Annotated in this window: 21 protein-coding genes; 10 read left to right on the forward strand and 11 right to left on the reverse strand. The window is 63.0% G+C overall.

What is annotated here, in order from left to right; all coding sequences use genetic code 11:
* Nucleotides 1-15: 15 nt before the first annotated feature.
* The 3 genes from Q4G32_RS13955 to Q4G32_RS07865 all read right to left on the reverse strand — a co-directional run bounded on the left by Q4G32_RS13955 (nucleotide 16) and on the right by Q4G32_RS07865 (nucleotide 2,100).
* A complete protein-coding gene (locus Q4G32_RS13955; protein WP_368660375.1) occupies nucleotides 16-525 on the reverse strand; it encodes an acylphosphatase in 510 nt (169 codons plus the stop codon).
* A gap of 48 nt (nucleotides 526-573) precedes the next feature.
* Complete coding sequence (locus tag Q4G32_RS07860) at nucleotides 574-1,398, reverse strand: DsbA family protein (RefSeq protein WP_303350555.1); 825 nt, start codon at nucleotides 1,396-1,398, stop codon at nucleotides 574-576.
* Between the two features lie 162 nt (nucleotides 1,399-1,560).
* Nucleotides 1,561-2,100 carry a type 1 glutamine amidotransferase domain-containing protein gene (locus tag Q4G32_RS07865; RefSeq protein WP_303350556.1) on the reverse strand — a complete coding sequence of 180 codons (540 nt, stop codon included), beginning with the start codon at nucleotides 2,098-2,100 and terminating at the stop codon, nucleotides 1,561-1,563.
* Between the two features lie 251 nt (nucleotides 2,101-2,351).
* Between Q4G32_RS07865 and Q4G32_RS07870 the strand changes: the two genes are divergently transcribed.
* Nucleotides 2,352-2,534, forward strand: coding sequence for a hypothetical protein (locus Q4G32_RS07870; RefSeq protein ID WP_303350557.1), 183 nt, complete (start codon nucleotides 2,352-2,354; stop codon nucleotides 2,532-2,534).
* A 14-nt stretch (nucleotides 2,535-2,548) separates the two neighbouring features.
* On the opposite strand, the gene Q4G32_RS07875 is transcribed toward Q4G32_RS07870, so the two are convergent.
* Nucleotides 2,549-3,655 (reverse strand): hypothetical protein, encoded by a 1,107-nt coding sequence (locus Q4G32_RS07875; RefSeq protein ID WP_303350558.1) that lies wholly within the window; start codon nucleotides 3,653-3,655, stop codon nucleotides 2,549-2,551.
* Between the two features lie 159 nt (nucleotides 3,656-3,814).
* Nucleotides 3,815-4,690: a shikimate dehydrogenase gene (locus tag Q4G32_RS07880; RefSeq protein ID WP_303350559.1), complete on the reverse strand. Its 876-nt coding sequence runs from the start codon at nucleotides 4,688-4,690 to the stop codon at nucleotides 3,815-3,817.
* 339 nt (nucleotides 4,691-5,029) lie between these two features.
* Between Q4G32_RS07880 and Q4G32_RS07885 the strand changes: the two genes are divergently transcribed.
* From Q4G32_RS07885 to Q4G32_RS07895, 3 genes are read left to right on the forward strand one after another with little or no spacing between them, the layout of a single operon-like run.
* Complete coding sequence (locus tag Q4G32_RS07885; protein ID WP_303350560.1) at nucleotides 5,030-6,808, forward strand: FAD-dependent oxidoreductase; 1,779 nt, start codon at nucleotides 5,030-5,032, stop codon at nucleotides 6,806-6,808.
* Nucleotides 6,801-7,634, forward strand: coding sequence for a sugar phosphate isomerase/epimerase family protein (locus Q4G32_RS07890; protein WP_303350561.1), 834 nt, complete (start codon nucleotides 6,801-6,803; stop codon nucleotides 7,632-7,634). The genes Q4G32_RS07885 and Q4G32_RS07890 overlap by 8 nt, the downstream gene beginning before the upstream one ends.
* 4 nt (nucleotides 7,635-7,638) lie before the next feature.
* Nucleotides 7,639-8,568 (forward strand): LysR family transcriptional regulator, encoded by a 930-nt coding sequence (locus tag Q4G32_RS07895; RefSeq protein ID WP_303350562.1) that lies wholly within the window; start codon nucleotides 7,639-7,641, stop codon nucleotides 8,566-8,568.
* Nucleotides 8,569-8,756: 188 nt separating this feature from the next.
* Here the strand turns inward: Q4G32_RS07895 and Q4G32_RS07900 are convergent, their stop codons facing one another.
* The 4 genes from Q4G32_RS07900 to manA all read right to left on the reverse strand — a co-directional run bounded on the left by Q4G32_RS07900 (nucleotide 8,757) and on the right by manA (nucleotide 13,330).
* Nucleotides 8,757-10,469, reverse strand: a complete 1,713-nt coding sequence (locus Q4G32_RS07900; protein ID WP_303350563.1) for a tripartite tricarboxylate transporter permease — start codon at nucleotides 10,467-10,469, stop codon at nucleotides 8,757-8,759.
* Complete coding sequence (locus Q4G32_RS07905) at nucleotides 10,469-10,957, reverse strand: tripartite tricarboxylate transporter TctB family protein (protein WP_303350564.1); 489 nt, start codon at nucleotides 10,955-10,957, stop codon at nucleotides 10,469-10,471. The genes Q4G32_RS07900 and Q4G32_RS07905 overlap by 1 nt, the downstream gene beginning before the upstream one ends.
* Nucleotides 10,954-11,955, reverse strand: coding sequence for a Bug family tripartite tricarboxylate transporter substrate binding protein (locus Q4G32_RS07910; protein WP_303350565.1), 1,002 nt, complete (start codon nucleotides 11,953-11,955; stop codon nucleotides 10,954-10,956). The genes Q4G32_RS07905 and Q4G32_RS07910 overlap by 4 nt, the downstream gene beginning before the upstream one ends.
* Before the next feature lie 202 nt (nucleotides 11,956-12,157).
* On the reverse strand, nucleotides 12,158-13,330 hold the full coding sequence (gene manA, locus Q4G32_RS07915; protein ID WP_303350566.1) for a mannose-6-phosphate isomerase, class I: 1,173 nt from the start codon (nucleotides 13,328-13,330) through the stop codon (nucleotides 12,158-12,160).
* 196 nt (nucleotides 13,331-13,526) lie between these two features.
* Between manA and Q4G32_RS07920 the strand changes: the two genes are divergently transcribed.
* Both Q4G32_RS07920 and Q4G32_RS07925 read left to right on the forward strand, forming a co-directional pair.
* Nucleotides 13,527-14,927: a phosphomannomutase/phosphoglucomutase gene (locus Q4G32_RS07920; protein ID WP_303350567.1), complete on the forward strand. Its 1,401-nt coding sequence runs from the start codon at nucleotides 13,527-13,529 to the stop codon at nucleotides 14,925-14,927.
* 202 nt (nucleotides 14,928-15,129) lie between these two features.
* Nucleotides 15,130-15,498, forward strand: coding sequence for a hypothetical protein (locus Q4G32_RS07925; protein WP_303350568.1), 369 nt, complete (start codon nucleotides 15,130-15,132; stop codon nucleotides 15,496-15,498).
* Nucleotides 15,499-15,570: 72 nt separating this feature from the next.
* Here Q4G32_RS07925 and Q4G32_RS07930 read toward each other — a convergent pair whose 3' ends face one another.
* Complete coding sequence (locus tag Q4G32_RS07930) at nucleotides 15,571-17,046, reverse strand: sugar ABC transporter ATP-binding protein (protein WP_303350569.1); 1,476 nt, start codon at nucleotides 17,044-17,046, stop codon at nucleotides 15,571-15,573.
* A 173-nt stretch (nucleotides 17,047-17,219) separates the two neighbouring features.
* Complete coding sequence (locus Q4G32_RS07935; protein WP_303350570.1) at nucleotides 17,220-19,073, reverse strand: phosphoenolpyruvate carboxykinase (GTP); 1,854 nt, start codon at nucleotides 19,071-19,073, stop codon at nucleotides 17,220-17,222.
* Nucleotides 19,074-19,438: 365 nt separating this feature from the next.
* Here Q4G32_RS07935 and Q4G32_RS07940 point away from each other — a divergent pair, with 365 nt between their 5' ends.
* From Q4G32_RS07940 to Q4G32_RS07955, 4 genes are read left to right on the forward strand one after another with little or no spacing between them, the layout of a single operon-like run.
* Complete coding sequence (locus tag Q4G32_RS07940) at nucleotides 19,439-20,575, forward strand: ABC transporter substrate-binding protein (RefSeq protein WP_303350571.1); 1,137 nt, start codon at nucleotides 19,439-19,441, stop codon at nucleotides 20,573-20,575.
* Nucleotides 20,572-21,609, forward strand: coding sequence for a FecCD family ABC transporter permease (locus Q4G32_RS07945; protein WP_303350572.1), 1,038 nt, complete (start codon nucleotides 20,572-20,574; stop codon nucleotides 21,607-21,609). Before Q4G32_RS07940 ends, Q4G32_RS07945 begins: the two co-directional genes overlap by 4 nt.
* The gene (locus tag Q4G32_RS07950) at nucleotides 21,606-22,649 is read left to right on the forward strand and encodes a FecCD family ABC transporter permease (RefSeq protein WP_303350573.1); all 1,044 of its coding nucleotides are present in this window, start codon (nucleotides 21,606-21,608) and stop codon (nucleotides 22,647-22,649) included. Before Q4G32_RS07945 ends, Q4G32_RS07950 begins: the two co-directional genes overlap by 4 nt.
* The gene (locus Q4G32_RS07955) at nucleotides 22,646-23,521 is read left to right on the forward strand and encodes an ABC transporter ATP-binding protein (protein WP_303350574.1); all 876 of its coding nucleotides are present in this window, start codon (nucleotides 22,646-22,648) and stop codon (nucleotides 23,519-23,521) included. Before Q4G32_RS07950 ends, Q4G32_RS07955 begins: the two co-directional genes overlap by 4 nt.

A 23,521-nucleotide genomic window follows, 5' to 3' on the forward strand; every position in this document is an offset into this window, starting at 1 on the left:
TGTTGCTGGGCAGTCCTAACCGGTGGTGAATCCGTTGAGGTCTCCCCGCGCGTCTTCGTAATGGGCATCCACCGTGAAAACCGCACCCGGGGCTTCCGTTCCCTGAATACTGCGCAACAGATCTCGAACCGCCCAGCGGGGCCCTTCGGCCACAACCCGAACGGACCCGTCTGTCTGGTTCACGGCTGATCCGGCCAAACCGAGCTTTTCGGCCTGACGCCAGGTCCAGTAGCGGAAACCCACGCCCTGCACCGTGCCCTGCACCACGGCGGTGACTCGTATGGGCTGCTCCGTGTCCAAGGTCTGATCCTCCTGATTGTTCTCAGCTGATACGCCTCCAAGCGGTGCGGGATTTTCCACGTGCCTGTTGGGATCACCACCCTTGATACCCAGAACGCCACCCTTGATACCCAGAAAACTGTGTCCGGGATGCTGCAGGGAAGCCGGGCGTTGCTTGCGACCCGTCAGGCGTGACAGCCAGCCCAGTGGGCCTCCGTTACCGGAGGAGGAAGCATGATGTGACATGGGAGCCTCGATTCCCTCGATGTGATGCGCGATCCTACCGGCGTGCAGTCACGATCCTGACGTGGGGGCAGCCGTACCACCTGCGGGTGTGGTGGCTTCCGCACCAGCGGAGTCCGTGGCGCTTTGGAAAGCGTCAGCCAAGTCCTGGGCAGTCCTGACATTGTCAAGGTCCACGGTCTGATCGACCACCACAAAGCTAGGTGTTCCAGGTAGATCAAGCTCGGCTGCCTGAGCTTGATGAGCGTCCACAATCTGCGCCACGGCACCGGAACTGTAGTCCCCGGTGAATTGGTCAACATCCAGGCCGTTGTCTTCTGCGGTGCTCAGAAAATAGTCATCCAACTCAGTACCGCTGAGCTGCGTCCAGTCATTGGGATTCTCGTACAGGCTCGATGCGTAGTCCTGCGCCTGGCCCTGCATGGCGGCTGCCTCAGCTGCACGGGCCGCCGGGACAGCGTTGTCATGCATGGGCAAGGGATAGTTCTTGACCATGACCGTCACGGTTCCGTCCAAGCTCTGCGCGGCTTGCTCCACCAGGGGATGGGCAGATTGGCAGGCGGGGCATTCGTAATCGGTGTACATGGTGACCACGGGCAAATCATCCACCGTGTTGAGCGCATAACCGGAGTTGATCGCGTTGTCCACGTACTCCTGGTCCTGTGAGGCTTCCTGAGTGCTCTGTTCCGTGGCCCCGCTCCCCGCCGTGGACGTGGATTCACCCGTTGCTTGGCCCGCACTTTCAGTGGTTGGTGCGCTGGCATCGGAGGACGTTCCATTGTCAGCACAACCCGTCAGGAACAACAGGGAGGCCCCGGCCACCGCCGTCGCCCATTTGAGGTGACGCCCAGAAGTGGTGAGTTGTGCTGTGGCCATGGGATGTCCTTTCGCGGGTGGGACAGGATGCTGGTTCGGCGGACACCGCAGCGGTACGTGGCGGATCGCCTTCTGGCAGTCAACCACGGCCCGCCGAGCCCGTGCCTGCGGTTGCCGCTGGTGGCTTGGGCAGTGGGCAACAGGGAGCACGTGGGCCACCGGTCAGTCTGCGGTCAGCCGCACCAACTCGCGGCTGAAAGCCGCCAAGTCACCTGGATCACGTGAGGTGACCAGGTTGGCATCCACCACAACTTCGCGGTCCACCCAATGTGCCGCTGCATTGCGCAGATCCGTGGCAACGGAGGCGTAGGACGTCACGGTCCGGCCCTCCACCAGGCCCGCTTCAATCAGAATCCACGGTGCGTGGCAGATGGCTGCAATGGGTTTTTGGGCAGCGTCGAACTCTTTGACCAGGCGCAAAACCTCCGGGTCCAAGCGCAGAGCATCTGCATTCAACGTGCCTCCTGGGAGCACAAGAGCATCAAAATCAGCAGCCTCCACCGTGTCCACGGTCTGATCGACGTCGTAGGCATTGGAATGCTCCCAGTCGCCCTTCATGGCCGTGATCCGGCCCTTCTCCCCGGACAACAGCACAGGGGTGCCACCAGCTGAGCGAACCGCCGCCCACGGTTCGGTCAGCTCAGGTTCCTCCACGCCGTTGGTTGCGATGAACGCGATCTTCTTGCCATTCAGGGATGTCATAGGACTCACCTTCTCCTGCTCCACCGGTCAGTACCAGCAGCGCCGTAGTTCAAGGAAGCTCACTTACAGTGCTTTTCTCAGCCTACGACGACGCACCGCACAACCGCCGCCCGGGGCTGTCCCTGTCCGCCGTGCATGAACGGATCTTGCGCTGGCGGGCCACCTGGATCACACTTCTTGCTTGGTGTCACCGGTATCCTCACCGAGTTGCCACCCTGATCCGTTGCCGCACCGTCTGAGGAGTTCTATCTGTGGCACCCATGATTCCTTTACAGATCGGCCTGATAGTTGTTGGCCTCCTGGTGGTGGTGCTGGGCGCCGTCATCGGTGATGGCCTGTTGCTGCTGATCGGTGGCCTGATGACTGCGGTGGCAGTGACCGGCCTGGGCATTGCCCTGCGAGCGCGCGCCCGTGAGGGGCAACGCCTGCGGTAGAGCTGGCCACAGGCTCAGGTGGGAGTGGGAGTCGGTGGCAAACCCACCACGTTCTCTTCCAGCTGCAATCCGCGCAGACCGGCCACTTGCCGCAAGTCATCCAGAGCCCGTTCGACCTCCGGGGCTGTGCCCGGTGTGGCCGGTTGGATTTCCACCCGCAGCACGCTGTTCTGCTGGGAGTCTCCGTCAATTTCTGCGGAGACAGTCTGGACTCCAGAAGACTCACTGAGTTCTTGCAAGTCCTTCACCAAAGCCCCCGTGACCAGTTGTTGCTGGCCATCCGTGTAGGTCAGGGTCAAGTTCTGGTGCTCGACCACAACCCGGTCCTTCCGCACAAGATTGGTCACCGGAGTCTGGATTTCGGTGGAGGCCTGCAACGCTGACTGCACCTGACCGGACATGGCGGAATCAGCGGGATTGCCATCCAGGAAGGTGGTCACCACCAGCTCATTGCCCACCTCCACGCTCCACCGTTCACCCTGGCCTGCGGCCCGCAGCTGATCCAGGATTTGGATGCCGGCCCCCGTCAAGGTGATCGACCCGTCCTGAACTTGCCCCTGACTAGGCCCGGTGACATGGCTGCCATCCGTGAGATAAATGGTGATCTTTTGCAGTTCCAGCCCCTGGGCGCCCAACCCTTGCTGGTCGGCAGCTGTCACCGCCGCTTGTCTGACCGAACGGATGTTCTCTTCTGTGCTGTCGGAAGCCATGAGCACACCCACGTCTGCGGTTCCGGAGCGGCCCGCGTCAGTCTCCGAGTACGTACCGATCACGGAGGCAGCTTCCACCCCGTTGATCTTGCACAAAACCTCTTCCACACCGGGCACATACACGGGGACGTTTTGCTCGGCGGCAATGGGATCGGGACGGACCAGGCCGTCGTCGTCGGCGTTTGGTCGCGGCTGATCGCAGGCCCCGCTGTAGGCCCACGTGGGCAAGTCCACGCCCTGGGCCACGAACTGAGAGTCCGTGCGGTCCGGGGGTGCGGGGATGTCATTGGTGGTTGAGCTCGTACCGTCCTCCTGCCCACAGCCAACCAGGATCGTGGGGAGGACAAGAGTGGCGGCCACGGCCAAGGCTCGGCCACCGGAGGCAACGCTCCGGCCGGGGTGCAAGGTCATGGGCGGATCCTGACGTACGGGTGCCGGGACCAGGTGCGTTCCTGCTGCGCGTTGGGCGCTGCGGGACCGGAGCCCTGGGGAAGGCAGTGACGGCGTGTAGCGAACAGCCCGTGAGCAAGCTCGCTGCACCAGGATAGTGCTCAGCCGCCGGTGGTGGCTTCAGCCTTGTTGAAGGGCCAACAAATCCAGGAAATGCCGGCGCATGCGGCTCCGGTCCGCTTCCAGACCTGTGATCAGCCGGAACGCATCCACCGCCTGCCCCACCGCCATGGCGCCGCCGTCCAGAACCGGGCAGCCCAGGGAACGGGCGGTGCGAATCAGCGGCGTGTCCACGGGCAGGTAGATCACATCTGCCACCCAGTGCTCAGTGGTGACGAGTTCCAGATCCAACGGCGCGCCGGGGTGATGGTGCATTCCAATGGGAGTGCAGTTCACCAGACCGTCGGCAGCCCTCACCTGGGCCGCCAGATCGCCGGCGGTCACCGCTGCCACCCGGGCCTGTGGGAAGTGCCGGGCCAGGGCTTGTGCACGCTCACCGGCTCGGTCCGGGTCAATGTCGAACAGACTCAGGTGTTCCACCCCGGAGTCCAGCAGGGCATAGGCCACAGCAGACCCCGCTCCCCCGGTGCCCAACTGGACCACATGGCCCTTGGCCACGGTGGGCAGTTCCGCTGCCAGGGCTGCGGAGAAACCGGTTTGGTCGGTGTTGTGACCCACGAATTTGCCATCCCGGATCAGCACGGTGTTCACGGCTTGCAGCGCTTGCGCGCGCTCAGAGACCTCATCCAGACAGGCCAGCACGGTTTGCTTGCACGGATGAGTGATGTTGAAAGCATTGAAACCCAAATCCCGGCCTGCACGCAGGAGATCACCCACGTCCTCGCCGGGGCGCTGAATGGACGCCAGATCAATGGGTCGGTAGATGTAGCGCAACCCGTGGGCATCCGCTTCGGCCTCGTGCATGGGAGGGGTCAGGCTGGCGGTGATGCCATCTCCGATGAGTCCAACCAGATAGGACTCGTGAACCGTGCTCATGGCGGGCAGCCACCTCTCACAGTGGATGGGTGTTACTTGCGGGCAGACCCACACGTTATGACCTGAGTCACGCTACAGGTCACCCGGTTGCCGGGAGTTCGCCCGAGCTATTTTGCTGCTATAGCACTTAAAGATCGCTCAAATCTGTGATGGACAGCGGATAGTCCCGGGCACAGGATGGATGGGAGTGCCAGGAGGTAGATCACATGAGCACCTGCGGTGGGCCGTTCCAAGCCTCCGCCTCCGGTCCTCAAAACACCACAGGGCTTGTGGGGCGCGCCATACCGCTGCGCTGCGCGTCACCGTCACCGCCACGCAGAAAACAGAGGGAGAGACCCAGTGAGCGAGTCCGAGATCACCGTGGACGTTCTGGTGGCCGGTGCCGGAGCCGGTGGGCTCTCAGCCGCAGCCACCGCAGCCCACCACGGGTTGGAGGTCTTGGTGGCCGAACGCGCGCAGCGGTGCGGCGGGGCCACGGCACGTTCCGGGGGATGGATGTGGACGCCAGGTAACCCACTGGCCGTGGCGGACGGCCATGTGGAACCCCGCAGTACCTTCCGAACCTATTTGCAGTCCGTGATTGACCCGCAGACCTACGATCAGCAACGCATTGAGGCTTTTTTGGAGGCCGTGCCGCACATGGTGGGTTTCTTCCACCAGCACACTCCCCTGAAGTTTGTCCCCGGGACCAAGATCAATGACATCTACGGGCAGTTACCCGGCGCGGGCACGGGGCACCGCTCGGTTGCCGCAGCCCCCTTCTACGGCACCCAGATGCGCCGCGACCTGCGGCAGAAACTGGCGCACCAGTTCTACATGACCTCCTTCCTGGGCATGGGGATCATGGCCGGTGACGATCTGGGCAAGTTCCTGACCGCCATGAAAAAGCCCGGAAGTTTTCTACACGCGGCCAGACGCGTCAGCACGCACCTTTTTGACCTGGTGATGCACCGCCGCAACATGCAAATGGTCAACGGCGTGGCCCTGGTGGGCCGCCTGATGCAGGCGGCAGACCAGAATGGGGTCAGCATTGAGGTCAACACACGGGTGACGGACCTGATTTTCAACGACGACGGCGCGGTCACCGGCGCCTGGTTGCAATCTCCGGCGGGACACATCAAGGTCACGGCCCGGCGCGGCGTGGTCTTGGCCACCGGGGGTTACCCGGCCAATGTGGAACGGCGCAGACAAACCTTTGAGCGGACTCCCACGGGCCACGAACACTGGACGCTGGCACCAGCTGAAGCGGATGGCTCAGGAGCCAGCCTGGCCGAGTCTGCCGGCGGCTACGTGGACACCAACCTGACCACAGCTGCCGCCTGGTGTCCGGTGTCGCTGGTCAACTTTCCCGGTGGACGGCAGGGCGTGTTTCCGCACATTGCCGACCGCGCCAAGCCCGGAGTGATCGGCGTGCTGGCCAATGGGCAGCGGTTTGTCAACGAAGCCAACGGCTACTGGGATTACGTGGATGCCATGGTGCGGGCAACCCCGGCAGATCAGCCGGTCCAGTCCTGGTTGATCGGTGACCACCATGCGCTACGCCATTACATGTTGGGCTTTGCCAAGCCCCGCCCGGTCCCGGTGTTTCCCTACACCCGAGTACTGAAGTACCTGGTGAAAGCTCGGACACTGACCGAGTTGGCGCAGAAATGCGGGGTGGACCCGGAAGCTCTGGTGGCCACTGTGGAACGGTTCAACCAGAATGCTGCGGCCGGTGAAGACCCAGATTTTGGGCGCGGCCGGACACCGTTCAACCGCTACGGAGGTGACCCCCAGGTGAAACCAAATCCAACCCTGGCGCCCCTGGGACCGGGCCCCTTCTACGCGGTGAAGGTTCTGCCGGGCTCGTTCGGCACCTTTGCCGGAATTGCGGTGGATGCGCAGTCGCGCGTGCTGAACCAACGGGGAGAGACCATTGCCGGCCTGTGGGCTTGCGGCAATGACCAAGCCAACATCATGGGCGGACGCTACCCCTCCGGCGGTGTCAACCTGGGGCCGGCCATGACATTCGGCTACATCGCCGGACGCCATCTGGCCGGTGTCACCGTGTACGAGGACGACGGCACAGTGGCACCACCAGCATCCAACCGGGCAGAGGGAGGTGCCACCCATGGGTGATCCCACAGTTGAACCCACCGCCCGGCCCTTCGGCCTGGCGCCGCTGTCCGTGCTGGGCCTTGACCCCGTGGAGCTGGTGCACACCGCAGCCAACACCGGATTCGATTTTGTGGGCTTGCGCGTGATTCCCGTGACGGATGCCGAACCTGATCTCAACGTGCTGCCCGGGAGCGCCCGATTGAAGGCGGTCCGCCGCGCTGTGCATCAGACGGGACTACCGGTGTTCGACGTCGAATTTCTGGCCTTGGAGGCAACCACGAGCCGGGAGACCTGGCTTCCGGTGGTGGAGGCCGGAGCGCTGCTCGGGGCACGCAGCGTGACTGCCGCGGGGTGCGATCCTGACCGATCACGTCTGAGTAACACCGTGATGGAACTGGCCCAGGACTGCCGGGATCACGGGCTGCACCTGAACCTGGAGCCCATTTCCTACCAACCGCTGAACTCAATTGCCGCTGCGGCAGCCCTGGCTGTGGACGCCGACTGCTGGTGGTTGCCAGACACCCTGCACCTGAACCGCTTTGGCGGTGACACCACCGAGCTGGTGGCTCATGCTCAGCGGGTGGGCATGCTGCAATTGTGTGACGGACCGGCGCAGCCGCCTGCTTCCCGTGACGCTCTGGTGGCGGAGTCCAGGAGCCACCGGTTGCCACCCGGCGCAGGTGACTTCAACTTACGCGCCACGGTGGCCACTTTGGCCCCGGACCTCCCCCTGAGCGTGGAGGTTCCAGACCCGCAGCGTCGTGCGGCACTGGGCCATGCTGCCTGGGCAAAGCTCCTGCTGGAGTCCATGCACCGTGTGGCAGCACCTCAGACGGAAGAAAGTTGAACTGATGGAGACACGTTGGCTGGAGGCCTTCCTGGCCGTTGCAGAGGAGCTGCACTTTGGGCGGGCAGCCGAAAGACTGCACGTCGGTCAGTCACCGCTGTCCCAGACCGTGCGCAAATTGGAGAAAGAACTGGGGGCTGAGCTCTTTGACCGCTCCACCCGGTCAGTGGCGCTGACCTCCGCCGGGCATGCGCTCCTGCCCCACGCCCGCCAGGTGTTGGAAGAACTGGGATTGGCCACCTCAGCCGTGCGCAGCACCGACCGGGAGGTCTACGGGCGGCTGCGAGTTTCCTTCTCCGGGGCCTTGAACCATCGGACCGTGCCGCAGCTGACCCGCGCCGTGAGGGAACACCATCCCCAGGTGGAGTTGAAGTTTGTGGATCGTCTGCTCTCCGGTGAGGCGGTACACCGGTTGGAACAGGGGCAACTGGATCTGGGATTCATTGGCCTGCCCTACCGTTCCCCGGAATTGGAGAGCTTGCTCATCACGGTGGAAGACAACCACCTGGTGGCGCCGCACGGACACCCACTCTTGAACCGGGATGAGATTGAGGTTGGGGATCTCCAACACGAACCGATCATCTGCCCACCCAGGGACCGTGGTTCCACCATGCGTGCCACGTTGGTCAGCACCTGCCACGCCCACGGTTTCACCCCGGAGATTGCGCAGGAGGTCTTGGACCCGTTCATGATCCTGTCCCTGGTGGACGCAGGTCTGGGCGTGGCCATTGTGCCGGAGAGCATGTTGCACATCCTCCCGCGCCGGGTGTCTTCCCGGCCCATGCAGAATTATCCGCCCCTGCGCAGTGCATTGGCGTGGAACGGCGCCCACCGCACGGAAGCACTGAACGCGGTGTTGGCCCTTGCCGCCCAGGTCTTCGCCCACCCGGAGTCCGGCGCCCGCCAACCGTCAGGGTCAGAACAAACCGGATGAAGACATGTCCACGGAACACAACCCCGGAATGAGCCTCCTGGTAGGTCGGCGTGGCCTCCCTTGAACTGGTGGCGGCCATCTACGCCTCTCAACGCAACGGGGAAGTCATCACCCTCCCGCTGGTCTGCACACCGCAACGGCCTGGTGCCCACCGTTGTGGTGGGCACCAGGCCGTTGGTTGACACCAGTCAGGTGGAGCGCTCGGGCTGTTGATCCGCCCCCGAGGATTCGGACGACGTCGCCCCTCCCCCAGAGACTCCCGCGTCACTTTCACGGTGTGCTCGGGTGCCGGGCACCGGGCTCGCTGACCCGCGGGTGGATGCGGCTTGCAGCGCGTCCCGGTCGGTGGTTTGCCCATCATGACCGGATGGCGATTCCGTGCTGGATGGCGATTTGGTAGTGGACGGCGAATCAGGGCCCATGGTTTCCGTGATGGACCGGTGATGTCCGATCTCCCGCCAGATCGCAAAGCCCACGGAGAGCAGGGTGAGGATCAACAGGGTCAGCGGCAAGGGGGAGAACACCCAGGACAGGTCCCCTTCAATGATCATGGCCCTGCGGAATCCTGCTTCTGCAATGGGGCCCAAAATCATGCCGATGATCAACGGCGCCAGCGGGAAGCCGGCTTTGACCATCACATAGCCCACCAGCGCGGAGACCACCATGACCAGGACGTCAAAGGCACTGGAGCGCAGGGAGTAACAGCCGATGACTGCCAGCACAATCACGGAGGGCCACAGGTAGCTGCTGGGCACACGCTCAATGAGTTTGGACCACAGCCCCGTGCCGGCCCAGCCCAGGATCAACAGCAGCAGGTAAACGATCAAGAATCCGATGAAGATGCCGTAGACCAGGTCCGGAGCACCGGAGAACAGGTTGGGACCGGGCTGCAATCCGTGGACGGTGATGGCACCGATCAGTACCGCGGAGGTCACATCTCCCGGGATGCCCAGGGTGAGCATGGGGACCATGGCACCGGCGGTGCCGGCGTTCTTGGCGGATTCGGCAGCAGCCAGGCCGCGTTCGTCACCACGTCCGAACTTGGACTTGTCCTTGGCCACCCGCTTGGCTTCGTTGTAGGCCACAAAAGCGCCAATGTCTCCACCGGTGCCTGGAATGACACCGATGATGAATCCGACCACGGAGCCCAGTAGCCCTGACGGGGAAATCTTGGCCAGCCAGGACAGAGAGGCCTTGAACTTCTCCGTGACCACGTCCAGCTTCAGTTTGGATTTGGCTTCAAACTGGATGAGGGCCTCAGAAACCGCGAACAACCCGATCATCACGGGAATGTAATTGATGCCGGCGGTCAGCTCTGCGGAACCGAACGTCAGACGTGGGAAACCTTGAATGGTGTCCAGACCAATCATGGCAATGCCAACACCCAGGACACCGGAGATCAGGCCCTTGACCATGCGCCCCTCAGACACGGAGGCCACCACCGTCAAGGCCAGCAGAGCGAGCATGAAATACGCCGCTGGGCCAAAGCCCAAAGCGATGGTGGCCAGCACCGGGGCCATCAGCGCCAGCACGATCACACCAAAGATGCCGCCCAGACAGGAGGCCAGGATGGAGACTTTCAGAGCCCGATTCGCCTGGCCCTTGACGGTCATCGCGTGCCCATCGGCCACGGAGGCCGCAGAGGCCGGTGTACCGGGTGTTTTGACCAAAATGGCGGGGATGGAACCCGCATAGACGGCGCCGCCATAGATCCCCAGCAGCAGCATCATGCCCTGCAGCGGCTCCATCACAAAGGTGAACGGCAGCAAGATGGCAACGCCCACCGTGGCCGAGATTCCCGGTAGGGCACCCACCACAATGCCGATCAGCACACCGGCCACAATCAACAACAGGACCGTGGGGTCTGAGACGGCCTGTAGACCAATGACCCAGTTCTCCATCAGATGAGTCCTTCCAGAATGCCTGCCGGAAGATAAACATCAAGCAGTTCGGCGAACAGGTAGTACAGGAACGCGGAGGCAACAATGGGGTAAACCACCAGTCCCACCAGGTTGCGCACCCCCATGAGCCACAGAGTGAAGGCCAAGAACAAGGCCATGGTGATGGGGAAGCCCAAGGGCACCACCACCAGCACCAAGATCACGGTGGCAATCACCACGGCCGTCAAGCGTGCTCGGGCGCCCCGCGGTGGCGCCACCGTGGCGGTTTCCGGGCGCAGGAACAGCGCCACACCCAAGATCAGCAAGCCACCGCCCACCAGCCGTGGAAGGGCCGCCGTTCCTGGGTCCTCCGACTGCACCGGCGCGGGGAAACCCAGGGTGAAAAGCAACAACAGAATGGCTGTCAGCAGCACAAGACCCGCAATCACCCGGTCAGCCAGCGGCCCACCCTGGGGCTGGTCATCGGTTGAATTCACGTCACTGCTCATGACTGTTGACCTCCCATCCCAATCTCATTGATCAGTTCTCCGTACCGGTCATATTCCTCACCCATGAACTGATCGAACTCATCAGCATCTCGGTAGCGCTGATTCAGCCCCGTGGTTTCCATGTAATTGGAGAACTGCTCGGACTCGCGGGCTTGGTTGAAGCATTCGTTCAAGATCTCCACGCGATCCTGCGGCACCCCGGCTGGTGTGTAGAGGCCCAGGATGGCCGTGGTCTCCGAGTCAAGGCCGAGCTCCTGCAACGTGGGAACATCCTCCGGCAGGTAGTCCACCGGGGCACCGGCAATGGCCAGCGGCCGCAGCGCCCCGGATTCAATGTGCGGTCGCATTTCTGCAGCCCCCACGGAAACCATGTCCGTCTGATCCCCCAGCGCGGCCTGCAAAGCGGAGGCGGCGCCGTCGAACGGCACGTTCACGGTGCGGTCCTGGATGCCTGCGGCAAGGGACATGGACTCAAAGCCCAGATGGTAGATACCGCCGGTGCCGCTGGTGGCAACGGTGATTCGATCCTCACTGTCAATCACATCCTGCAACGATTGGTACGGCGAATCCGCCGGAACACCAAAAACCACGGGTTGTTCGCTGTATTGCAGGATCCCCTGGTAGTCATCGGGTTGGATGTCCCCAATTCCCATGTGCCCCAGCATGGACAGCTCAATGGAGGCGGTGCCCACGGTGTAGCCATCCGCGGGAGAAGCCAGGGTGGTTTCAAAGCCCACCAGGCCGGAGCCGCCCGTGGCGTTGCGGATGATGATGGGGACACCGCAGGTGTCTTGGGCAACCGCAGCCAGTTGACGGGCGGTGCTGTCAGCACTGCCGCCGGCAGCATAGGGGACGATCAAGTTGATCGGCTGCGTTGGAAAATCGCCTGAGCCACCGCTGGCCTGCGAATCTTCCGCGCCGTTGTTGCCACTGCAACCAGCCATGACGAATGCCGTGGCAATCGTGGCGGCAGCCCAACGCCGTCGTGTGATGCTCATGGAAGGTCCCTTTCATTCAGGAACCTCTAGTGTGACCGTCCCCACACTCGCATGCCACCAAGAGCCGAATTAAGTGCAGATTGCACTTATCCACCTGAGAGCAGGGCACATATCAGCACATTACGGCGCGGGGAGTGTGGGTGCCCGCAGCAGCGTCTCAGACCACTTCAGGTGTTGTCTTCAGGTGTTGTCTCCGGCCGCTTCAGGCGTTGAGGCCCACCGCATAGGCCGTGCCGGTGCCGCCAACTGCAATGGGGGAACCATCCGTGCGGCACCACACCGAGTGCCCAGCCCCGAGTTGATACTGCGCTCCGTCCTGCACGGTCAAGCTCAGCTCCCCGTCGGTGCACAGCACCACACACGTGGTGGGCGGGAAGTTGGCGGTGCTGCCATCCCCCACCGTGGCGCTGACCAAGCTGAGCCGGTCATCCCACAGTGGATAATGCCGCAGACCATCTGGAGCCACCGTGACGTCAATCGGATCGGTGTCCTCCTGATCCGGATTCACAATGGCCAACAGCTCCGCCACGTCAATGTGTTTGGGGGTCAGCCCGGCCCGCAGCACATTGTCCGAACACGCCATCAGTTCCACGGCGGTACCCCGCAGGTAGGCATGCAGTTGTCCGGCCGGGGTGAAAATGGCTTCCCCGGGCTCCAGCACCACGTGGTTCATGCACAGTGCCACCAGCAGACCGCGGTCCCCCGGATGCCGACCGGCGATGTAACGCAGCAGCGCCCCCACTTCATCGTGCGTGGGCAGTTTCTCCACGGCGTGCAGCAAATCCACCAGAGCGGACTCAGCCTGTTCCGCCGGCAGCTGCAGGACCGCGGGTAGCACCGGTTCCCCCGTGGCCAGGACATCGCGCAGCCATTGCTGATCCAGGGCCTCCGCCAGAACGGCCAGCTCACCGTTGCCACGGACCCCACTGAGGGTCTCAACGCGGGTGATGGCCACCCCAATTTCTGGTTTGGGCCGGCGGTCCTTGTAATTACGCGACGACGCCGTCAGGGCCACTCCCGCTGCTTCCTCCCGTTGCCAGCCTTCTTCAGCCTGCTCGGGAGACGGATGGACCTGAATGGACAGGGGCGCGTCAATGGCCAGGATTTTGAGGAGGAAGGGGAGGTCGCCGTCGTGATCCAGAGCAGCTGTCAGGGAGCCCAGCAGGCGCTGGGGGTCTTCCGCCAAGAGGTCAATCAGGCTGATCTCACGACCATCCACGCTCAGTTGCGACGGTCCTGACGGGTGAGAGCCCACCCACAGTTCCGCCTCCGGGGTGGCTGCCGGAACCTCCCGGGACTGCATCCGCGCCAGCACGGAGCGTGAACCCCACGCATAGTCCTGGATGGGGTCGGTTGTTGCAAAGAACTCAGCCATGCCTCCATGGAAGCACAGCTCCTTGGAGTGCAGACCCCGTGGCGCGGAAATCACCGCAGTTTGCCGTGCGATTCACACCCAGATGGTGCCGCCGTTCGGGTTTTGTCCCCCGACGTGCAGCACACCTCAGCATGGCTGCGCGCAACCTTGGGGCATCACACGGGAACTGACGGAGCGGTGAACTAAGGTTCGGTCTATGACAATTGAGCTTTCCGAGTCCTTCAAGGCCTACGACGTTCGTGGAATCGTGGGCACCACCATCACGGCGGAGACCGTCCGTGCCACCGGCGCAGCTTTTGTGGATGTGCTGGAGTTGGCTGGGTCCACGGTCCTGGTGGGCGGGGACATGCGTCCGTCCTCCCCGGAGTTCATGGACGCATTTGCCCAGGGGGCCACTGCTCGCGGCGCAGATGTGATCAAAATTGGTCTGATCTCAACCGATGAGCTCTACTTTGCCTGCGGTGTGCTGGAAGCAGCCGGAGTCACTTTCACCGCCAGCCACAACCCCGCGGCCTACAACGGCATGAAGATGTCCAAGGCCGGGGCCGTACCGGTCTCCTCCGAAACCGGTCTCTATGACATCCGCGACCGCGCCCAGGCCTACCTGGCGGAGGGTGTTCCCACCGTTGCCAACCCGGGGTCGGTCAGCGAACGTGACGTTTTGACGGAGTACGCCGAGTTCCTGCGCGGGCTGGTGGATCTCTCCGGAATCCGCCCCCTGAAGGTTGTGGTGGATGCCGGCAACGGCATGGGTGGCAAAACCACCCCGGCCGTGCTGGGCAACACCGTTCTGCCCGAACTCCCGCTGGACATTGTGCCGCTCTACTTTGAGCTGGATGGCACCTTCCCCAACCACCCGGCCAATCCGTTGGAACCGGAGAACCTGGTGGATCTGCAGAAGGCCGTGGTGGAACACGGGGCAGACATTGGACTGGCTTTTGACGGCGATGCCGACCGCTGCTTTGTGATCGACAACAACGGCGATCCTGTCACCCCGTCCGCGATTGCAGCGCTTGTGGCCGAGCGTGAGATCGCCCGGGCCCAGGCTGATGGCGAAGACCAACCCGTGGTGATCTACAACCTGATCACGTCCAAGGCTGTCCCCGAACTGGTCACTGCTCGGGGTGGTCGCCCGGTCAAGACCCGCGTGGGCCATTCGTTCATCAAGGCCGTGATGGCTTCCGAAGGCGGCGTGTTCGGCGGCGAACATTCGGCGCACTACTACTTCCGGGACTTTTTCAATGCCGACACCGGAATGCTGGCCGCCATGCACGTGCTGGCGGCTCTGGGTCAGCAGGACCGCCCGCTCAGCGAACTGATGGACAGCTACTCCCCCTACATTGCTTCCGGGGAGATCAACTCGGAGATCGAGGACAAAAAGGGTGCCGTGGATCGCGTACGCGCCGCCTATGCCGACGATCAAGGCGTCACGGTCGAGGATTCCGATGGCACCACCTTCACCTCTGAGGCTGAGGGCTGGTGGTTCAACCTGCGCCCCTCCAACACGGAGCCCTTCCTGCGCCTCAATGTGGAGGCCGCAGATCAAGCCTCCATGGAGCAGGTCAGGGACAATGTCCTGAGCATCATTCGCGCGTGACAGCCTGAACTGAGACCTCACCACGACGGCGCTGGCCGTCCGCTCTTGAGCGGACAGTTGGCGCCGTCGGTCCATTCATGGCCCGCAAGTAGTCCACAATTCATATTGGATCGCATGTTCTTGTGGTGCTTGGGGCAAACCCTCAAACCCCTGCATGCGGCCCGCTTCTGTGTGTCTCAATGTCAAGGGGGAAGACAAAACCATGTCTCAGTTGGATGACTCGATCCAGGAACTTCTGCAAATCGACGGCGCCACCGGTGCCGCAATCGTAGACATCTCCAGTGGCATGGCCCTGGCCTCCGGTGGAAACCCGGGATTCGATCTGAACGTGGCCGCTGCCGGTAACTCCAATGTGGTGCGCGCCAAGCTGCGGACCATGCAGGAGATTGACCTCCAGGGCCAGATCGAGGACATCATGATCACGTTGGGCAGCCAGTACCACCTGATCAATGTGCTCAACACGGAGGCCACCTCCGGCCTGTTCGTGTATCTGGTGCTGGATCGCAACAACTCCAACTTGGCCCTGGCCCGCCACAAGCTCACCGGCGTGGCCCGCAAGATCAGCCTCTGATTTCGGTCGCCACGGCAAACGCCAGGCCCGGCCCCGTAACTACGGGACCGGGCCTGGCGTTTTGGGGAAAGACTAGAAATCCTCCCCCAGAGCAGCGCTCATCAGGGTGTCTTCCGTGGCGTGCTCGTTGTGCTCATGGGCCACAATCTGCCCGTCGCGCATCACCAAGATTCGGTGGCACCACTGCAACAGCTCAGTCATCTCGGAGGAAACCAGTAGCACTGCGGTACCGCGCTCGGTGAGTTCACGCAGCATGTCGTACACATCGCCCTTGGAACCCACGTCAATTCCGCGTGTGGGGTGGTTCAGAATCAGCACATCACATTCGGTGCGCATCCAACGGGCCAGCGCAATCTTCTGCTGGTCTCCCCCGGAAAGATCCCCCACCTGGGATTGGATGTCATGGGTTTGTATCCGCAGCGTCTTGACCTGAGCCGCCACCTCACGCAGGGCGGAAATCTCCCGGGCAAATCCTGCGTGAGGGTCGTAGTCGTCCTTCATCAGACGCCGTGCAACGGAATCCTCCAGTGCAGCTTCCAACTCGTCATCCGTGTCGGAGAGATACCCGATGCCCAGCCGAACGGCGTCATCGGCGGAATTGATGGTCACGTCCTGGCCACCCACGCGCAAGGTGGTGAAGTCAGCTGCCCCAGATCCCACCAGGGCAGCCACCAATTCACTCATTCCGGCGCGGCGAAGGCCCGTGAGCCCAAGAACCTCACCGCGATGCAGGACGAAGGAGACATCCGTCAGCCCCGACGCCGTGGAGGCACCCTCCACCCGCAGCACCTCTTCTGGCGAACCTTCGACGGCGCCCGGCCGACCCTGCTGCGTGATACGGCGCTCGAACATCGAATAGACGATGTCGTCCACCTTGACCTCACGCGGGATGAACTCATCTTTGATCAAGCCATCACGCATGACCAAGATCCGATCGGCAAGCGAGCGAATTTCATCAATGCGGTGGGTGATGTAGATGATGCCCGTGCCTTGCCGAGCCAATCGGCGCACAACAGCATGCACCAACGCCACTTCCTGGTCGTTGAAGGCCGCCGCCACCTCATCCAGGAGAATCAGACGCGGAGCTTCAAACTGCAATCGCAGCACCCCAATGATGGCTTGCTCGGCGCGCATCAGCTCATTGACCATGGCGTCAGGTGCAATCTGCACCCCGGATTCCTCCAGGATGCCTCGCGCCGTGGCCTCGGCAGCCGCCCGGTCCTCCGGAATTGAACGGTCAAAGCCTGCAATCGCACCCAGGACCGTGAGGTTCTGACTGAATTTGAAGCGCTGGTGCACGGTGCCAACGCCACGTTCCCGGGCGTCGTCGTCGCTGCTGGGGCGGTAGGACTGACCGTCCAGAAGAACCTCCGCCTGATTGGGCTGGGTGGCCCCGGACAGGACTGAGATCAAAGTGGACTTGCCCGCGCCGTTGCCGCCCACCAGACCAACAATCTCGCCGGCGGCAACCGCAAGATCGACCCCCTTGAGGACCCGCACCTGACCGTGGTTCTTGACCAGACCGCGCACGGATAGAAGTTCACTCACCAGTTGTTCTCCCCCGAAAAATTGTGGGCACCCAAATTGCTGCACCCCACGCTGCCCAGCGGCAGCCACATTCAGCAATGCAAAGTACTGTACCCCGCAACCAACGGTGGCTGATCGCGGGGTACAGCACGGGTCACGCCCTGATTGGGCGTCCCCGCGAGGTCACTGAGAGGTCACTGGCCCAACCGCTGCTTGAGGCCAGCTGCTTGTTCGAACAGCACCTCCGGGACGTCACCGAGCTTGGCAAACCAGTCCTCGATCCCCGGAAGTTCTGCCACCCACTCCTCCGCGTTGACGGCCAGGGCCGCGGTGATCTCCTGATCGGTGATCTCCAGGCCCTCCAGGTTCAGATCATCCGGGGTGGGCACCACACCCACTGCGGTTTCCACGCCCCCGGCGGTGCCATCCACACGGCGGCAGATCCACTCGACCACGCGGCTGTTCTCACCGAATCCCGGCCAGGCAAACCCGCCATCCGGGGTACGGCGGAACCAGTTGACGTAAAAAACCTTGGGCATGTTCTCCGAGCCGTGGCTCTCCCCCAGGTCCAACCAGTGCTGGAGGTATTCATTGGCGTTGTAGCCGATGAACGGCAGCATGGCCATGGGATCGCGGCGCACCACACCCACTGCGCCCTTGGCCGCGGCTGTGGTTTCTGAGGACAGCGTGGCGCCCTGGAACACCCCGTGCTCCCAGCCAAAGGACTCGGAAACCAGCGGAACGGTGGTCTTACGCCGGCCACCGAACACAATGGCGGCCAACGGCACACCGTTGGGGTCGTCGTATTCGGGGGCCAAGATCTCAGCCTGCTTGATGGGCGTGCAGAACCGAGAGTTGGGGTGGGCGGCAGGCCGTCCGGAGTCCGGCGTCCAGTCGTGCCCCTTCCAGTCCGTCAGATGCTGCGGGATTTCCTCGGTCATGCCTTCCCACCACACGCCGCCGTCATCGGTGAGGGCCACATTGGTGAAGATGGTGTTGCCCGCCGCAATGGCCTTCATGGCATTCGGGTTGGTGGACCAGCCTGTTCCCGGAGCCACACCGAACAGGCCGGCCTCCGGATTGGTCACGTAGGCCTGATCCCCGCGGAACCGAATCCAGGAGATGTCATCTCCCACCATCTCCGCCTTCCACCCCGGGATGGTGGGTTCGATCATGGCAAAATTGGTTTTGCCGCAGGCAGAGGGGAAAGCTGCCGCAATGTACTTGGTGGACTGGTTGGGGTCCGTGATCTTCAGGATCAGCATGTGCTCCGCCAACCAGCCTTCGTCATGGGCAATGGCGGATGCAATGCGTAGTGCGTAGCACTTTTTGCCCAGCAGGGCGTTGCCGCCGTATCCGGAACCGAAAGACCAAATGGCCCGGTCCTCCGGGAAATGCACAATGTACTTGGACGGATTGCACGGCCAGGCAACGTCCTCTTGCCCCGGTTGGAGTGGCGCTCCCACGGAGTGCAGGCACTCCACAAAGAAGGCGTCCGTGGCTTCCATCTTCTTCAGAACGTCCGTGCCAATGGTGGCCATGATCCGCATGGAGCACACCACGTAGGGCGAATCAGAGATCTCCACGCCGTATTTGGGGTCATCTGCATCCAGGTGACCCATCACAAACGGAATCACGTACATGGTGCGTCCACGCATGGAACCCCGGAAGCGATCCCGCAAGATCTCCTTCATCTCCTGGGGATCTTCCCAGTTGTTGGTGGGGCCTGCACCCTTGGCCGTTTTGGTGCAGATGAAAGTGCGTTCCTCAACCCGGGCGACATCGTCAGGATCGGAGAAAGCAGCAAAGGAGTTGGGGAACTCCTGCTGGTTGAGTCGCACCAAGGTGCCAGACTCAACCATTTCATCAGTCAGTGTTTTCCACTCTGCCTCAGAACCGTCCACCCAGTGAATGCGTTGCGGCTGAGTCAACTCAGCGATTTCACGCACCCACTCCAGCACGCGCTGGTGGGTTGTGGGGGCTTGATCCAGTCCCCTCTGGGCCTCTGCGGAGAGTTCATTCTGTGTGTCGGTGGGCTTCTGAGCCATGGACGTGTCTCCTCATTGAGGCCGTGCGTTTGTCAAACCACCTCTCAAACCTCACCGTTGAGGTCCCCCACCCTGCCGGGCGCTGGAGTCGAGCTGGCCGAACTTTGGTGTGATGCAACTCTACCTGTTCCCTCCGTCACGTCCCGGTGACAAACGGCCACTGTGACCGCCGGTTCGGCACCCAGCAGGCGTGCCCGCTGGCGCTCCGATCCTTGTCAGAACGGGGGAGGTAACGCCCATCGGAATTAGGTCACATTCGTTTTGCGTATGTGGTTGATCACGCTCTATGGTGATCGCATAGAACGTTAGGCTCGCCTAACCTAACGTTTCGATCCTTCTCACGTTTTCCAACCACAGGGGTTGCCATGACCGACTCGCAGTTCCAGCGCAGCACGCAGCGGATGACCGCTGCTTCCTTCTCCCGGCGTTCGGCGCTCACCGGCTTTGCCGCATTCGGTGCGCTGGCACTGGCCGGGTGCCAAACCGGCTCCTCCGACGACGACGCCACGACTGCCGCCACGGGGGATTTCCCCCGCACCATCGAACATGCCTACGGCTCCACCACCATTGAAGAGGTACCCCAGCGAGTGGCAACCATCGCGTGGGTCAATCAGGACGTGGTGCTGGCACTCGGTGTGGTCCCCGTGGGCATGGCCGCAACAGATTTTGGTGGCAATGCGAATCAATCAACGGACTGGTTCGACGACGCCCTGGCAGAGAACGGCGGCGAAGAACCCACCAAGTGGAGCGAGACCGACGGACTGGATTTCCAGGCCATTGCCGCCGCCGAGCCAGATCTCATTGTGGGCGTGTACTCCGGCATGACGGAGGAGGATTACAACCGCCTCTCCGAGATCGCCAACACCCTTGCACCCCCCAAGGACACCGCCCCCTACGGCACCCCGTGGGATGAGACCACGCGCATCATTGGTGAGGCTCTGGGCCGCGATCAACAGGCCGAAGACTTGATTTCCTCCGTGGAGGATCAGCTGTCCCAGGCAGCTGATGACAACCCGGAGTTGGCAGGTAAAACCTTCATCTACGGCACGGTGGACCCCTCCGCAGAGGAACAGATCAGCATTTACACGGATGTGGACAACCGTCCACGCTTCCTGAAGTCTCTGGGCATGGAGCAGGCTCCCGTGATTGTGGAAGCAGAGGGCGCGGACCCGTCCGCCTTCTTCATCGGATGGTCCCCCGAGCGTGCCGATGAGCTGGAATCCGATGTCCTGGTTTCCTGGGCTACCGATGAGGACGTTCGCCAGGCCATTGAGTCAGATGAGCTGCTGAACAAGATCCCCGCCGTTGCCAACAACCATCTGGTGCTGCAGACCGATGGCCAGGAAACACTGTCCGTCTCCGCGGCATCACCGCTGAGCATCCCCTGGGCCATTGAGAACGTGGTGCCGCAGATTGCTGAAGTTCTCAGTGATTCCGCGAGCGCCGGCCCAGATTCCGAAAGTGCCAGCCCGGCCTCGGAAAGCGCTAGTCCCGCGGCATGAGCACTCCCCTGCGGATCACTCCGTGGGTCACATTGGCCGTTGCGGTGATCCTTGTCATCACCGCAACGGCCGCATCGCTGTTCTGGGGCTCACGCAGCATTGACCCGAGCACCGTGAGCGCCGTGTTGGCCCGCGTCCCCGAAATCCTGATGGGTCAGGACACCGGGGCCTCTGCGGACATGGACACGGCTGTGGTCCTCAATCGCATCCCCCGGACGCTCACGGCCATCTTGGTGGGGGCTGCCCTGGCGGTGGCTGGTGCTGGAATGCAGGGGGTCAGCCGCAATCCACTGGGCGATCCCGGCTTGCTGGGCCTCTCCTCGGGCGCTGCGGCCGGTGTGGTCCTGGGACTCGGATGGCTGGGGATTCACACCAGTTGGCAGATCGCGCTGGCGGCCCTGCTGGGCTCCACCGTGGCCGCGCTGTTGGTGTTCGGCATCTCCCAGATAGGAGGCGGGGCACCCACCCCGATTGGACTGACCCTCTCCGGCGCTGCGGTGAACGCCGGGTTTGTGGCGGTGACCTCCGCCGTCGTACTGACCAACCAAGCGGTGCTGGAGCGCTACCGCTACTGGAATGTGGGCTCTGTGGCGCGTACGGACACCACTGACCTCCTGACCGCAGCTCCGCTGATTCTGGCAGGCGTACTCCTGGTTCTGGTGGGTGCCTCCGGTTTGAACGCCATGGCGTTGGGCGATGACCTTGCCCATGGGCTGGGGGTGAATCTGGGGTTGCAGCGCGCAACGGTGTTCCTGGGAGTGGTGATCCTGGCTGGATCGGCCACCGCAGTGGCCGGCCCCATTGCATTCGTGGGGCTGTTGATCCCCCACACCATTCGCCGTCTGGTGGGTGGGGACTACCGCTGGATCATCACCCTGAGCCTCCTGTTGGGCCCTGCCCTGCTGCTGATCGCGGACACGCTGGGTCGCGTGGTGGCTCCCCCGCAGGAGATTTACGTGGGGGTCACCACCGTGGTGCTGGGTGTGCCGGTGCTGCTGGTCCTGTTGCGCCGTGGGAAGGGGATGACCCTGTGAACGCCACCGATGTCCACGTGCTGCGTCGCCGCAACTTCCGCCGCCACCTACGGCTGCTGATCCTCCTGGGTCTTGCCGTGTTCGCCATGATGGCCGTGCGTGTCCTCCTGGGGCAGTACACGGTCACCATCCCTGATTTTTTCCGCATTCTGGGCGGGGAACGCATCCCGGGGGCAACCTTCATTGTCATGCAAGACAAACTCCCGCGAGCGCTGCTGGGTGCAGCTGCGGGACTGGCTTTCGGAATCTCAGGTGCCCTGTTCCGCTCGGTTCTGCGTAATCCACTGGCCAGCCCCGATGTGTTGGGGATCAATGCTGGTGCCGCCGCAGGGGCTGTGGCAGCCATGTACTTTTGGGGGGCCGCAGGTTCCGGCCTGGCCTGGTCCGGGTTGGCCGGTGCACTGACAGCCGCCGGGTTGATTGCCGCCGCCTCCACCTCCTTGCGCTCAGGTACAGGCCGTTCGGGAATTGTGGGGGAACGTTTCCTGCTGGCCGGTATTGGGGTGGCTGCTCTTGCCCAGGCCGTGGTTGTGGGCCTGATGGCCCGGTTGACCACCCAGAGTGCGCAGTCAGCAGCCGTGTGGACCGTGGGATCTCTGAACTCCTCCACCTGGGATCGTTTGGTGTTGGTGGCGCTGGTTCTCCTGGTGGCCGTTCCCTCGGCCGTGTTTCTCCATCAAGCACTGCGCCCGGCTTCCCTGGGCACAGAACTTGCAGTTGGACTGGGCTCACACCCGGGTGCGGTCCAGACGGCCGCGCTGGCGCTGGGAGTGGTGTTGGCCGCCGTCGCCACCGCCGCCACCGGGCCGCTGGCTTTTGTGGCCCTGCTGTCCACCCCCATTGCCGCAGCTTTGCGTGGCGGGAAAATTTCCGTACTGGCCAGCGGCGCCATTGGCGCGCTGATTGTGGTGGCCGCGGACATGGTGGGGGCTGAAATGTTTGGCGACACCCGCTTGCCCGCTGGTGTGGTCACGGGCGCCATTGGCGCACCGGTGATGCTGTGGCTGCTGGTGCAGATGCGGCGAGGAAGGCAGTCATGACCCAACCCATTTTTCGCACCCGCAGCCTGTCACTGGCCTACGGCAACCGCAAGGCTGTCAGTGATGTTGACCTCAGCATTCACCCGCACTGCACCACGGTGCTGATCGGCGCCAATGGGTCCGGGAAGTCCACGTTGTTCAAGGGCCTCTCCCGCCAGCTGGCACCACATTCTGGGACCATCGAGTTCCAGGGCACGGGCCTGCGCGAGTTGCGACCCAAGGCTTATGCACGCCAGGTGGCCCTGCTACCCCAAAGCCCCGTGGTCCCGGAGGGTTTGACAGTCCTGGATCTGGTGGCCCGCGGGCGTCATCCCCACCGCCGCTGGTGGGGCGCCCCCTCCCCCGGGGACGACGACGCCATCGCCCGCGCCCTGGAGCTGACCAACCTTGGCGAATTTGCCGACCGCCCCGTGGATGAGCTCTCCGGTGGACAACGTCAACGAGCTTGGATCGCGCTGGTCTTGGCTCAGGACACCCCCACGGTCCTGCTGGACGAGCCCACTGCCGCCCTGGATCTGGCTCACCAGGTGGAACTGCTGGATCTCATGCGCGGTTTGAAACGCCCGGACGGCAGCCGGACCACCGTGGTGGCGGTGCTGCACGAATTGAACCTGGCTGCCCGAGTGGCTGACCACGTGATCGCCCTGAAAAATGGCCGAGTGGTCTTGACCGGTACACCCCAGGAGGTGTTCACCCCCGCTGCCCTGGCGGAGGTTTTTGACCTGGAGGCAGACGTCCTTCAAGATCCCACGGAGGGCCACCCCGTGATCCTGCCCCGCGGTCGGTGCAGTCTGCAGCCCTCCGCTGACCAGCCGGGACGTGTGGGACTGACATGGACGGAACATGTGGAGCCGACTGGGAATGGGAGCTGA

Source organism: Kocuria sp., assembly GCF_030538595.1.
Taxonomy (GTDB): Bacteria; Actinomycetota; Actinomycetes; order Actinomycetales; family Micrococcaceae; genus Kocuria.